Origin of the sequence: Paraburkholderia sp. UCT2 (genome assembly GCF_014397665.1) — a bacterium.
GTDB classification, from domain to species: domain Bacteria; phylum Pseudomonadota; class Gammaproteobacteria; order Burkholderiales; family Burkholderiaceae; genus Paraburkholderia; species Paraburkholderia tuberum.
Genome location: NZ_VZQO01000036.1, coordinates 12,944 through 25,068 on the forward strand (window position 1 = coordinate 12,944; position 12,125 = coordinate 25,068).

The window sequence follows — 12,125 nt, forward strand, 5'->3', positions numbered from 1 at the left end:
CACCATGAACCAGCATCAGACGCCGTCCGCCGAAGCCGGCGCCACTCGCAGCCGCCGTTCGAAACTGCACCTGACCTATCTGATCGGCAGCCTCGACCGCAGCCTGCGGCGCCGTGTGAGCGAAGTGCTCGCCTTTCCGTTTCATTGCATCGGTTTGCAAGTTCGACCGGCCACCGCACTTCACTCCCCCCTCATACCGCATGCACTGGGCTTCTCGCCGCCGGCCTTTTTCGCCCTCTCACGCCGCCATGTCGAGCACATGCCGTTCGCCGAGCACGCGTTGCCGGATAGACTCCCCGCATTTCACGCCGCGGGACACTGTCGCTCGCGATCGGGAATGGGGATTGCTGCCGCAACGGGGTTGAGCACAGGACGGTTACGACCAGGCCGTCGCTTGCACTTTGAACGACACATCGACAATGACTACCGACGCATCCAACACGTCCCGCCCGTCCGACGCGGCGCGACCTAACGCGGCGCGACCTAATGCGGCCCGGCCTGACGCGGCCCGACCTGACGCGGCCCGACGCAATGTCGAAACCGGCGTGCCCGGTTTCGACGAGATCCTCGGCGGCGGTCTGGTGAGCGGTGGCGTCTATCTACTGGAGGGCATGGCCGGCGCCGGCAAGACGATCCTGTCGAGCCAGATCGGTTTTCATCGGGTGCGGCAAGGCGAGAAAGTGCTGTACATGACGCTGATCGCCGAATCGCACGACAAGCTGCTCGGTCACCTGAAAGGCCTGAGCTTTTTCGACGAAGCCGCGGTCGCGCAGCAGATGCTGTTCGTGTCCGGCTATCACGAGCTGATGCAGGACGGCCTCGACGGTTTCCTGAAGCTGATCGCGTCGAGCATCTACGACTACCGGCCGAGCCTGATGATCATCGACGGCTTTCGCAGCGCGCGCGAATTCAGCGAAACCGAGCTGTCGCTGTCGAAGTTCATTCACGAGCTGAACGCGCTGGTCGCCGCGATGGACTGCACGACGCTGCTGCTCGCGCCGCTGTCGGGCAACGAGTCGCATCCCGAGCACACGCTGGTGGACGGTCTGATCGAGCTGAACAGCTATCACGACGGCATGCGGCGCGCGCGCGAAATCGAAGTGCACAAGATGCGCGCGCGCGATCATCTGATGGGCAAGCACTTCTTCCGCATCGCCGGCAGCGGGCTGCTGATGTTCCCGCGCCTCGAAGCGCAGTGCGCGGAGCAAGCGGGCCCCGTCGATCTGAAAGCCCGGCTCGGCTTCGGCTTGCTGCACCTGGACAACCTGCTCGGCGGCGGCTTCGCGCAAGGCGCGACGACCACGCTAATCGGCCCGTCGGGCGTCGGCAAGACGCTGCTGTGCCTGCAGTTCCTCGCCGCCGGTCTCGCACGCGGCGAGCGTTGCGTGTATCTCGGCTTCTACGAGAGTCCGCAGAGACTCATCGGCAAGGCCGAAGCGGTGTCGATCGCGCTTGCCGATGCGTGGCAGGACGGTCGTCTGATGGTGCTTTGGCAGCCGGCGATCGAACTCGCGGTCGATGAAATCGCGTCGAAAGCGCTCGCCACCGTCAAGCAGACCGGCGCGACGCGCATCGTGATCGACGGCGTCGAGGGCTTTCGCGATTCGGCGTTGCGTACCGAGCGCTTCGGCCTGTTCCTGAACGCACTGCTGCATCAGTTGCGCGAAGCGGCCATCACGACGCTCGTCACCGAGGAGCTGCCGCTGTACAGCGATCCGGGTCACGCGAAGGCCGTGCGCGTGTCGGCGCTGACCGAAAACCTCGTGCTGCTGCGCTACGCCGAGACCGAAGGCGGACTGCGGCGCGTGATTTCGGTGGTGAAGCAACGCGAAAGCGCGCACGACACGTCACTGCGCGAACTGTCGATTTCGTCGCAAGGACTCGACGTGATCGACGGCTCGCCCGGCGCCGCGGGCATCCAATCGACGCCGGGCCTGTCGGTTACGCTGCAATCGCGGCGAAAAACCTAGCCGCCCATGAAAACCATTCTGGTAGTGGACGACGAGTTCGACATCCTCACGGTGTGGCGGCTGCTGCTGGAACGACACGGCTATGCGGTACGGACAGCGTCGAACGGCTCCGTCGCGCTCGAACTGGTCCGTTCGAGCCGGCCCGATATCATCGTGTCCGATTGCATGATGCCGGTCATGTCGGGCCTCCAGTTGTGCGCGGCGCTGTATGAGGACCCAGAGCTGCGCGACATTCCGATCATCCTGTGCAGTGCCGCATCGGACATTCCGGTGCAGCCGAATCCACATTTTGCCTACACGCGCAAGCCGCTTTCGTTCGACCAGCTGCTGGCGATGCTGGTGCGCATGGGTGGTTGACGGCCGCCCTTCCTCCCCCGCCTTCTCTGCCTCTTTCCCCCGCTAAAACACAGCTTGAGACGCTCGCGCCATTTGTCGAGCGTTTGCAGCGTTCTGCGATTCTCCGTGGCCTTTTACAGTAGGCCATCGATCGCGCATGGCCAGCAACCCGCAGCGCGACGCAACTTTCGGAGGTCGTCATGAACAGCAATCGTGGTGCGGTTCCCGCTGGCTTCTTGAGCATCGCGGTGGGCTCGTTGGCGCTGGCCAACCTGTGGCGCGTCGCAATCCGCCTGTGGCATTTGCCGGCCGTCGCCGGCAGCGTGGTGACGATCGCGGCGCTCGCCGTCTGGGTCATCATTCTGTTCGCCTACGCGCACAAGTGGTTCGCACAGACCGCCGACGCACGCGCCGAACTGGACCATCCGGTGCAGTCTTCGTTCGTCGCGCTCGCGCCGATCTCGACGCTGCTTGCCGCGCAACTGCTGCAGCCGTACGCGCATACCCTCGCGCTGACGCTGTACGGCATCGCGGCGATCGCGCAACTTGGGCTCGGCGTCTATCTACAGGGCAAGCTGTGGCAAGGCGCCCGCAAGCCCGAACTGACCACGCCGGCGATCTATCTGCCGACGGTCGGAGCGGGCTTCGTCGCGGCGGCGAGTTCGGCCGCATTCGGCTTCCATCAACTGGGCGCGCTGTTTTTCGGCGGCGGCATGCTGGCGTGGCTCGCGCTCGAATCGATGATCCTGCATCGCGCCGCCGTGCATGAACCGCTGCCCGAAGCGCTGCGCCCGACCCTCGGCGTGCAACTCGCGCCGCCAGTCGTCGGTGGTGTCGCGTATTTGAGCCTCACCAGCGGCACGCCCGATCTGTTCGCCTACGCGCTGCTCGGCTACGGTCTCTATCAGGCGCTGATGCTGCTGCGTTTGCTGCCGTGGATCCGCCAACAGGCATTCGTGCCCGGCTACTGGGCGTTCAGCTTCGGCGTAGCGGCGTTGCCGACGATGGCCCTGCGTCTCGTCGAACGCGGCGCGACGGGTCCGATCGAATTCGCGGCACCGGTTCTGTTCGTGGTGGCGAACGCGATCATCGCGATTCTGGTCGTGAAGACGCTTCAGCTGCTCGTGCAAGGCAAGCTGATCCCGCCCGTGGCGGCGAGTTCGACGGCGGCGGCGCCGGTCACGCAAGTCACGACGGCCGCGCGGATCGCCCGGGTTCGATAAGCTGCGGGCAGCGACCGAACGCGGCGGCGACGCGCAAAGCGTCCCGCCGCGTTTTTGCGTTTATGTCAGAACCCGTGCAACGACACGACGATCAACGCAGCCGCGACGATCGCGACCACGTCCTCGATCAACGCCGCGGGCGCATCGCGCCCGAACATGCTGGCGAGCGAACTGCGCACCTTCGCGCCGCCGAGCGTGCCGATCACCGCGCCTACCGCGCCGACCACCGCGCCCACCACCCCGACGATCATGCCGCCCGCCAGGCCGCCATGCGCGCCGCTGATCGCCGCGCCGCTCAGCGCACCGAGCACGATTCGCGCGCCGAACTGCAGCGGCACCTTGCGGCTCGGCGTTTCGGGCAATTGATCCGTGATCAGTTCGATGACCGCCAGCACGGTGAAGATATACGGCGTGGCCGCGAAGCCGAGGAAGGCAAGCGATGTGCCTTGCAGCGGCAGCCATCCCAGACGCGCGGCCCAGCTGACGGCGGTGGGGGCGATCATCGAGCGAAGGCCGGCGACGACGCCAATCAGCAAGGCCAGAACATACACGGACATAGCGGACTCCCGATCGAGGGCAATGATGCAAGGTTGCACGAGCCGACGGCTTACCTGGACGAACGTCGGCAGAACATGTCGAGCATTCCATCTGGACAGTCAACTTCTCACCACCTACATCGAGGCAATCCGTGGCAGCCGTTCACCGTTGCTCACAATTGCCGGCTCTTCATTGCCGACTCGCCACCGCGCGTCTGGCGCGGCGCCGCGCATGCGATTGCCCCCGTCGATGTGGCCCTAGTGTCGCACAATTCGACTGGCGAATAACAGACCCGGAGTCGGCGAAGTGGGCCGATGGTGATAAGTTAGCCCACTCACAAGAAAATCTTGCATCTGCACCATGAGACCGTATCTTCCGCTGAACGCGCTGCGCGCGTTCGAATCGTCCGCGCGGCATCTGAGCTTCACGCGCGCGGCGCAAGAGCTGAACGTGACCCAAGCCGCGGTCAGCCAGCAGGTCCGCTCGCTGGAGGAGCGGCTCGGCACTGCGCTATTCAAGCGTTTGCCGCGCGGCCTCGCGATGACCGACGAAGGGCTCGCGCTGCGCCCCGTGCTGTCCGACGCGTTCGATCGTATCGAGGCGGTGCTCAAGCAGTTCGACGGCGGGCATTTTCACGAGGTGCTGACGGTCGGTGTGGTCGGCACGTTCGCGGTCGGCTGGCTGATGCCGCGCCTGAAGTCGTTTCGCGACGCGCATCCGTTCGTCGAGTTGCGGCTGCTGACCAATAACAACCTCGTCGACCTCGCGACCGAGGGCCTCGATTTCGCGATCCGTTTCGGCGACGGCACGTGGCCCGGCTCGCTCGCCACCAAACTGCTCGACGCGCCGCTCGCGCTGCTCTGCACGCCCGAGATCGCCGCGCGCCTCGCACGGCTCGACGATCTCGCCAACGAAACGCTGCTGCGCTCGTACCGCGTGGACGACTGGATGAACTGGTTCGCGGCCGCGGGCATCGCGCCGCGGCCGGTGCGCGGACCGGTGTTCGATTCGTCGCGGTTGATGGTGGAAGCGGCGATACAGGGCGCGGGCATCGCGCTCGTGCCTGCGTTGATGTTCGAACGGGAGATCAATACCGGGCGTCTGGTGCGCCCGTTCGACGTCGAGGTCAAGGCGGGCAGTTACTGGCTGACCTGCCTGAAGGGCAAGCCGATGACGCCGGCGATGTTGCTGTTCAGTCAGTGGCTCGCCAAGGAAGCGGCCACGGCGGGTCACGCATGAAGTCCTACGCGGCCGTGCGGCAATACCCGTTCATCGCGGGCCGCTCGGCTTGCGGCGGGAACACGTTCCACGAACCGTCGCCGTGGCGGAAGAAGAAAATCGACAGCAATCCTTCCGGCTTCGACGCCTGCACACATACATAGCGTTGCTGTTGCGACGCGCGATGGCAGAACCGCACCACGCGCGCGGGCATCGACGGCGTGGGCGCGAGCCATTTGTCGACGGCCCAGTGCAAGCTTTTTTCTGCGGCTACCATGATGTTCTCCTCGAATCGTCCCGTTCCTGACGCGCTGCGTTCACGCGAGTTGCGCGAGTTGCGCCACGCGGTGTTCGTTCCTCGCCCCGCTCTCGACAAACGCCTTCACGAAGCACAGCAGTGCGCGCATGCCCGTGCCCGGATGGCGCAAGCAGCAATGCACCTGTTCGCTGCGGCTTTCGCCGAGCAGACACCACGCGCAGAAGTGTTCGCAGTTGTTGGTCAGCAGGCGATAGCGGTTTTCGCCGAGGCGGGAGCGCGCGCGGCGCACCGCATCGGCGCCGACGTAGATCGCGCTCGGCGTCGCGCGAACCGACAGCGAATGGCCGGCGGCGAAGCGCGCGAGTTCGACTTCCTCGACCGGTCCCGGATGCGCGGAGGCCGCAAAGCCCGAGTAGTGCACGACGCGGCCGTTGCCAACATAGATGCCGTGATGTTCGTAGCCGTTGCGTTGCGTGACCAGATGCGCGCCGATCGGCAGATCGATCGTCGATGATGCGGTGTCGCAAGCGGCTGCGGATTGCGGGTCGTCGTCGCGTGTACCGAGCGTTTGGGTGTTCATGGCTGGCCTCGTTCGCATTCCAACACTGTTGCGACAGCTTTTGCATCATCCGGGCCAGGCGCCGGAAAACCCCTGTTTACAGGGTTGACGGCCGATCGAGCGGTTTTCTGAAGAGGAAGATGTCAGGACGGGACCAACAGAAATCGCGCTGATCTGTTGGTGTGCGACGCTCATTCGCGAGCTGTGTCGCGGGTTGATTTCAACTGAATGGAGAACCCGTGGGACCCCGCTGAATGTGTTGGGTCTCACACCTGTTCGAATGTGGGCTTGTTGGCCGCGAGCCGACCGATCGCGTCGACCGCGTTCGTGGTAAATCCGCGCAAGCCGCGCCAGTCAACGCGCCGCGGGCTTCGCGTCGAATCCGCCCCCGATTGGCATGGCCTTTGCACCGTGTGGTGCAGAGTCCATTCAGCCGCGCGCATTGCGCACGCGGCCAACCGGAGAACGATATGTCCTGCATCAAATTGAACGACCTCTCGCTGAACCTCGCGCTCGATCGCAAAGCGATGGCGGCGATTCGCGGTGGCGGCGGCGCGCCATGGATCTATGGCTGGATTCAGCCGTACGTGCCGCAAACGCCGAGCATTGGGCCGGTGGTCAATCTGTACGAGGTCTCTAACAACTTCTATGCTAACCAGATGATCAACCAGTTCCAGTCGGTCGACGTACGCAACACCGGCGCGAACGCAAACCTCACCGTGTCTCCGGACGCACGCAACCGAAACGATATGGTGTAGCCGTTGTGACATGCGAGAGCCAATTTCGCTGGACGTCGTCCGCGCGTTCCGACACGGGACGGGTCCGCGAAATCAACGAAGATGCCTGCCTCGACGAGCCCGAAGCGGGACGCTGGGCTGTCGCCGATGGGATGGGCGGTCACGCGGTCGGCGACGTTGCCAGCCGCACCGTGATCGACGCGTTGACTCAACTGGCGGCGCCGCACGGCCTCAGAATGCTGATCGCCGATGTACGCACGCGTCTGCAAACCGCGAACCGTCAATTGCGCGACGAAGCCGCGCGCCGCCAGGTGCAGCGCATCGGCAGCACCGTGGTCGTGCTGCTTGCATGCGATCGCTTCTGCGGCTACGTGTGGGCCGGCGACAGCCGCATCTACCTCTACCGCGCGGGGCAATTGCGGCAACTGACGCGCGATCACAGCCAGGTCGAGGAGCTGCGCTCGCTCGGCGTCATCACCGACGAAGAGGCGCGCCATCATCCCGCGCAGCACATGATCACGCGCGCGGTCGGGGCAACGGATTCGCTCGAACTCGACGACGACGCGATCGAAGTCGCCGACGGCGACGTGTTCCTGTTGTGCAGCGACGGTCTCAGCAACGAACTGAGCGACGACGAGATCGCCGACGTGCTGACCACGGCGGAGCGCGAAAACGCATGTTGCGAACTCGTCGACCTCGCGCTCGCGCGCGGCGGGCGCGACAACATCACCGCAGTGGTCGTCGAAGCGCAGGACCCGAATGCGGCGGACAAGACCTTGCTGAACCCGGCGCCTTGATGATCTTCAGGCGCGCGTTTCACCGAGCGTTCAGTGGTCCTTCACTCAGCCTTCGTCGTCTTCCTCGTCGCGCTCGTTCGCGCCGTTCTTCGTGGGCGGCGCATTGCGATTGCGGAAATCCTTCGAGTGCAGGCCGTGCTTTTTCAGCAGCATCTGCAAGTGCGAGCGATTCATATCGATGCGCCGCGCCAGTTCGGCGACGGTTCCGCTGACTTCACGCAGTCCGCGTTCGAGGAACGCTTTCTCGGCGTCGTCGCTGGCCGCCCGCTTCGCGTCGCTCAACGACATCAGATTCGCGACGCTGATCGGCTGCTCGCCGCTCGCCTGTCCGCCCTCCGCCTGCGCCGCCGCCGAACCGGGTCCGGCGGGTCGCATATCGAGCGGCAAATGCTCGACGTCGGCCATGTCTGCAGCCAGACATGAGATGCGGTACATCACGTTGCGCAATTCGCGAATGTTGCCCGGATACGCGTAGCTCAATAGAAAGTCCCGCAAACGCGGCGTCAACCTGACCGGCCGGCGTTTCAGCGTGCCCGCCGCTTCGTCGCCGAACCACGCAATCAGCAACGGAATTTCGTCGCGCCGTTCGCGCAGCGGCGGCAACGTCACGTGAATCACGCTGAGCCGGTAGAACAGATCCTCGCGAAACCGGCCTTCCTCGCTGAGCTTGCGCAGATTGCGATTGGTCGCCGCGACGATGCGCGTATCGACCGCGATCGTTTCGTCGGAGCCGACGCGTTGAATCTCGTGCGCCTCGAGCACACGCAGCAGCTTGACCTGGCCCGCGAGCGGCAACTCGCCGATTTCGTCGAGAAAGATCGTGCCCGTATGCGCGCTTTCGAATTTGCCCTTGCGGTCGCTCGACGCGCCGGTGAATGCGCCCTTGCGATGCCCGAATAGTTCGGATTCGAGCAAATTGTCCGGAATCGCGCCGCAGTTCACCGAAATGAACGGCTTGTCCGCACGCGAGCCGTTCGCGTGAATCACTTTCGCCATCAGCTCCTTGCCGGTGCCGCTTTCTCCATCGATCAACACCGGCAAATCGGTTGGCGCCGCTTTTTCCGCGATTTCGAGCGATTCGAGCAAACGCGGGTTGTCGCCGAACGTGCCCTCGAAAATGAAGCTGCGTTCGAGTAGTGCCTTGCGGCGCGCACCGCGCGATTGCTCCGCGCTCGTCTGCGGCTCGCCCGCGGTGGCCGCCTGCACGAAGCGCTCCTTGTGCGAAAGCTGCATCACTTCGTCGCGCAACGACGTGGCCTGCCGCAGCAGCTTGTCGATATCGGCGCGTTCGAGCCGCGACGACCAGCGCAACGTGGAGCGCAGGATCTCGATCCGCTCGATCAGTCCCGCGTACGATATCGCGGGACTCGCCTCTTCAATCTGGTCGAGTATCTTCATCATGATGCGCTCAACTGTTTCTGCACGAGCTGATAGTACATGCCGCCGCGCTGGATCAGCTCCTCGTGACGGCCCTGTTCGACGATCGCCCCTTCATACAGCACGAGAATCTTGTCCGCGCGCATGATCGTGCTGAGCCGATGCGCGATGATCACCGCCGTGCGGCCCTTCAGGATGTCGTGCATGTTGCCGAGAATATTGCTTTCCGATTGCGAGTCGAGCGCCGACGTCGCCTCGTCGAACACGAGCAGACGCGGATCGTGATACAACGCACGCGCAATGCAAAGCCGCTGGATTTGACCGCCCGACAAACCGATGCCGCGCTCGCCGACGACCTGCTCATAACCGAGCGGCATCTTGCTGATGAAGCCATGCGCGTCGGCCATTTTCGCCACTTCCTCGATGCGGCGGCGCTCCGGCGCGTCGTCCCCGCTTGCGATGTTCTCGGCGATCGTGCCCGAGAACAGCAGATTGCTTTGCATCACGTAGCCGATTTGCGCGCGGAAATAAGTCTTGTCGATCACGCTGGAGTCATAGCCGTCGATCGTCATTTTCCCTTCGCTCGGCTGATAGAAGCCAACCAGCAGCTTCGCGAGCGTGGTTTTTCCCGACCCGCTGCGCCCGACGATCGCGACCAGTTCACCCGGCTTGATATCGAAGCTGATGTTCTCCAGCACATAAGCGGAATCCTCTTCGCCATAGCGGAAGTACACGCCTTGCAGGCTGATTTCGCCTTGCAGCTCCGGCAGCATCACGCGCGAGGGCAAATCCTGCGGCTTCTGTTCGGGCTCGATATCGAGCACATCGCCGAGCCGTTCCATCGCAACACCCGCATCGTTGAGCATGCTCCACAAGCCGACGAGACCCATCAGCGGACTCAATACGCTGCCCATGAATGCATTGAACGCGATCAGCTGACCGATCGTCAATTCACGCGCGAGTACCAGATTCGCGCCGACCCAAAGAATCGCAATCGTCGTTGCCGCATTCAGCAATTGACTGCCGAAGCCGACCAGAATATTGAATGCGTGAGCGCGATACTGCAATTCGAGCGCCTTTGCGTATTTCTTCTCCCAGCGCAACCGTACCGGCCGCTCGATGCCCATGCCCTTGACGGTCTCGACGCCGGACAGAGCTTCCATCAGGAACGACTTCGCCTCGGTCGACGCCGTGAACACCTCGCGTGCGTAGCCCTTGATCTTCGGCGTCGCGATCACCGTGAGCCCCATGATCGGAATCACGAACGCGATCAACACCAGCGTCATCTTCACGTTGTACACGAACATGATCGTGAAGTAGATGAAGATCATCAGCAGATTCAGCGCGGTCGTCACGGTGGACTCGGTCAGGAACGCGCGGATCGTCTGGTTTTCCTGAAAGCGCGCGAAGATATCGCCGGTCTTGCGCTTCGCGAAGAACGAAAACGGCAGCGACAACGTATGCTTGAAGAACTGCGACATCATCGCGAAGTCCATGTTGCGAACCATGAAGTTCGCCAGATACGCGCGAATCGTCGACATCAACTGCGTGAAGACATTGGAGATGATGAGCCCGCCGATCAGCATATGCAGCAGACTGACGTTCTGATGCACGATCACGCCGTCCAGAATGTTCTGAATGATCAGCGGTGGAATCACGCCGAGCACCTGAATCACGAAGGTCGCCAGAAACAGATAGCCGAGTATCTTGCGGTACGGCTTCAGATAGCCGACAAAGCGAATCCACGGCGAGCGCTCGGCCGACATCTGCAGCAGCTGCGATCCGCCGGTAAACAATAGGCAGGTGCCACTCCACCCGCGTTCGAAATCTTCGACGCTCAGCTTTCTGAAACCGAGTGCCGGGTCCGCCACCCAGACATAGTCTTTCGACAGCCCGTACACGACCACATAGTGATAGCCCTCCCAATGCACGATGAACGGCAGATCGAAGCCGCGCAGCGAATCGAACGTGCATTGCACGCCGCGCGTCGTGAAGCCGAGCGACTCGCCCGCGCGCGCGAGGCTGTCGAGCGTCGCACCCTGCGTCGTCACATTCGCGAGTTCGCGCAATTTGCCAAGCGTCATCGGAATGCCGTAATGGCGGCAGATCATCGCGAGACACGCGGCGCCGCAATCCATCTCCTCGGCCTGCTCGACGAGCGCGAAACGCCGGATGATCTTCTCGCCGAGTTCCGGCTTGCTGTGCAGGTCGAGCATCAACGGCAGCTTGCGCCGCTGTTCGAGCCGCTTTTGCCGCTGTAATTCGCGATCGCCATAGCGGATGCGCTCGTCGAGCACTTCTCGCAGTTTCGGATTGCGCTCGAGAATGAAATGAACGGTGCGCTCGGGGATGACCAGCAGCCGCGTGTCGGTGGTTGCAACGACCGATGCCATCTGTTCCTGGCGCATCAGGCACGCCTTCTCGCCGAATATCTCCCCTTTGCCGAGCGTCGCGAGCGTATAGTCGTGGCCCTCCTCCTGCCGCACGATGCGCACCTGGCCTTGCCGCACCACATAAAGCCGCCTGTCGTCGCGGCCGTCCTGTTTCAGAATCTCCTTGCCGGCAGCGACCCGTTTTGCGCCGACGCTGCGCACGTACTCTTCGAGTTCCGCCTTGTTCAGCTTGCCGCGCAGATCGAACAATTGCGCAACGAAGCCCCCGGCCGAATTGATCGCCACATAGCTGGCGACGAACGCCAACGCAGCGGGGTTGCCCGCCATCACCGGCTCGATCGCGCTGCGCGGAATGAACAGCACTTCGGTCTTGCCCGACGAACGTACCGACGCTTCGTGAACGTACGCGCGCAACATCGCAATGTCGGCAAAGATCTCGCCCGACTTGCGCACGCCCATGCTGGTTTCCTTGCCGTGCTCCTCGGTGAAGATTCGTACCGTGCCCGAGCGGATCACATAGAGACCTTCGGCCACTTCACCGGCCGAGCACACCGTTTCGCCAAACGAATAGAACCTTGCCTGCGCGTACTCGGCAAGCCGCTCGATTTCGTCGCGCGAGAACGGCGACAGGATCTCCACCGAAGCGAGAAATTCGGCGGTGGAAGGCGCGGATGGCGCGGTCTGGAGGGCGTCCATGTATCGGTGAGCCTCGCTTTATC

Annotated in this window: 12 protein-coding genes; 7 read left to right on the plus strand and 5 right to left on the minus strand. The window is 63.4% G+C overall.

Features of this window, described 5'->3' with window-relative positions; all coding sequences use genetic code 11:
* The first annotated feature begins 4 nt into the window (after positions 1-4).
* The 4 genes from F6X39_RS25490 (at position 5) to tehA (ending at position 3,529) form a co-directional block, all read left to right on the plus strand.
* Positions 5-472 (plus strand): hypothetical protein, encoded by a 468-nt coding sequence (locus F6X39_RS25490; protein ID WP_187618629.1) that lies wholly within the window; start codon positions 5-7, stop codon positions 470-472.
* Positions 420-1,970, plus strand: a complete 1,551-nt coding sequence (locus F6X39_RS25495) for an ATPase domain-containing protein (RefSeq protein WP_222945315.1) — start codon at positions 420-422, stop codon at positions 1,968-1,970. The genes F6X39_RS25490 and F6X39_RS25495 overlap by 53 nt, the downstream gene beginning before the upstream one ends.
* A gap of 6 nt (positions 1,971-1,976) precedes the next feature.
* Complete coding sequence (locus tag F6X39_RS25500; RefSeq protein WP_187618631.1) at positions 1,977-2,327, plus strand: response regulator; 351 nt, start codon at positions 1,977-1,979, stop codon at positions 2,325-2,327.
* Between the two features lie 179 nt (positions 2,328-2,506).
* A complete protein-coding gene (gene tehA / locus F6X39_RS25505) occupies positions 2,507-3,529 on the plus strand; it encodes a dicarboxylate transporter/tellurite-resistance protein TehA (protein ID WP_187618632.1) in 1,023 nt (340 codons plus the stop codon).
* A gap of 65 nt (positions 3,530-3,594) precedes the next feature.
* On the opposite strand, the gene F6X39_RS25510 is transcribed toward tehA, so the two are convergent.
* On the minus strand, positions 3,595-4,086 hold the full coding sequence (locus F6X39_RS25510) for a DUF4126 domain-containing protein (RefSeq protein ID WP_090807556.1): 492 nt from the start codon (positions 4,084-4,086) through the stop codon (positions 3,595-3,597).
* Between the two features lie 340 nt (positions 4,087-4,426).
* On the opposite strand from F6X39_RS25510, the gene F6X39_RS25515 reads away from it, so the two are divergent.
* Entirely contained in the window at positions 4,427-5,305 is an 879-nt protein-coding gene (locus F6X39_RS25515; RefSeq protein WP_187618633.1) for a LysR family transcriptional regulator, read from the plus strand.
* Positions 5,306-5,309: 4 nt separating this feature from the next.
* Here the strand turns inward: F6X39_RS25515 and F6X39_RS25520 are convergent, their stop codons facing one another.
* Both F6X39_RS25520 and F6X39_RS25525 read right to left on the minus strand, forming a co-directional pair.
* Positions 5,310-5,561 carry a hypothetical protein gene (locus F6X39_RS25520; protein WP_184072863.1) on the minus strand — a complete coding sequence of 84 codons (252 nt, stop codon included), beginning with the start codon at positions 5,559-5,561 and terminating at the stop codon, positions 5,310-5,312.
* 40 nt (positions 5,562-5,601) lie between these two features.
* Positions 5,602-6,123, minus strand: coding sequence for a lecithin retinol acyltransferase family protein (locus F6X39_RS25525; RefSeq protein WP_187618634.1), 522 nt, complete (start codon positions 6,121-6,123; stop codon positions 5,602-5,604).
* A gap of 449 nt (positions 6,124-6,572) precedes the next feature.
* Between F6X39_RS25525 and F6X39_RS25530 the strand changes: the two genes are divergently transcribed.
* Together F6X39_RS25530 and F6X39_RS25535 are read left to right on the plus strand one after the other, a co-directional pair.
* The gene (locus F6X39_RS25530; RefSeq protein ID WP_090807566.1) at positions 6,573-6,860 is read left to right on the plus strand and encodes a hypothetical protein; all 288 of its coding nucleotides are present in this window, start codon (positions 6,573-6,575) and stop codon (positions 6,858-6,860) included.
* 5 nt (positions 6,861-6,865) lie between these two features.
* Complete coding sequence (locus tag F6X39_RS25535) at positions 6,866-7,636, plus strand: PP2C family protein-serine/threonine phosphatase (RefSeq protein WP_187618635.1); 771 nt, start codon at positions 6,866-6,868, stop codon at positions 7,634-7,636.
* Positions 7,637-7,681: 45 nt separating this feature from the next.
* Here the strand turns inward: F6X39_RS25535 and F6X39_RS25540 are convergent, their stop codons facing one another.
* Together F6X39_RS25540 and F6X39_RS25545 are read right to left on the minus strand one after the other, a co-directional pair.
* Positions 7,682-9,037 carry a sigma-54 interaction domain-containing protein gene (locus tag F6X39_RS25540; RefSeq protein WP_187618636.1) on the minus strand — a complete coding sequence of 452 codons (1,356 nt, stop codon included), beginning with the start codon at positions 9,035-9,037 and terminating at the stop codon, positions 7,682-7,684.
* Positions 9,034-12,102 (minus strand): peptidase domain-containing ABC transporter, encoded by a 3,069-nt coding sequence (locus F6X39_RS25545; protein WP_187618637.1) that lies wholly within the window; start codon positions 12,100-12,102, stop codon positions 9,034-9,036. Before F6X39_RS25545 ends, F6X39_RS25540 begins: the two co-directional genes overlap by 4 nt.
* Between the last annotated feature and the right edge of the window lie 23 nt (positions 12,103-12,125).

What these genes read in the sequence shown, in the direction of transcription:
- F6X39_RS25540 (WP_187618636.1), bottom strand. Translation starts at nt 9,037, where the DNA reads ATGATGAAGATACTCGACCAGATTGAAGAGGCGAGTCCCGCGATATCG.
- F6X39_RS25525 (WP_187618634.1), bottom strand. Translation starts at nt 6,123, where the DNA reads ATGAACACCCAAACGCTCGGTACACGCGACGACGACCCGCAATCCGCA.
- tehA (WP_187618632.1), top strand. Translation starts at nt 2,507, where the DNA reads ATGAACAGCAATCGTGGTGCGGTTCCCGCTGGCTTCTTGAGCATCGCG.
- F6X39_RS25490 (WP_187618629.1), top strand. Translation starts at nt 5, where the DNA reads ATGAACCAGCATCAGACGCCGTCCGCCGAAGCCGGCGCCACTCGCAGC.
- F6X39_RS25520 (WP_184072863.1), bottom strand. Translation starts at nt 5,561, where the DNA reads ATGGTAGCCGCAGAAAAAAGCTTGCACTGGGCCGTCGACAAATGGCTC.
- F6X39_RS25545 (WP_187618637.1), bottom strand. Translation starts at nt 12,102, where the DNA reads ATGGACGCCCTCCAGACCGCGCCATCCGCGCCTTCCACCGCCGAATTT.
- F6X39_RS25515 (WP_187618633.1), top strand. Translation starts at nt 4,427, where the DNA reads ATGAGACCGTATCTTCCGCTGAACGCGCTGCGCGCGTTCGAATCGTCC.
- F6X39_RS25510 (WP_090807556.1), bottom strand. Translation starts at nt 4,086, where the DNA reads ATGTCCGTGTATGTTCTGGCCTTGCTGATTGGCGTCGTCGCCGGCCTT.
- F6X39_RS25500 (WP_187618631.1), top strand. Translation starts at nt 1,977, where the DNA reads ATGAAAACCATTCTGGTAGTGGACGACGAGTTCGACATCCTCACGGTG.
- F6X39_RS25530 (WP_090807566.1), top strand. Translation starts at nt 6,573, where the DNA reads ATGTCCTGCATCAAATTGAACGACCTCTCGCTGAACCTCGCGCTCGAT.
- F6X39_RS25495 (WP_222945315.1), top strand. Translation starts at nt 420, where the DNA reads ATGACTACCGACGCATCCAACACGTCCCGCCCGTCCGACGCGGCGCGA.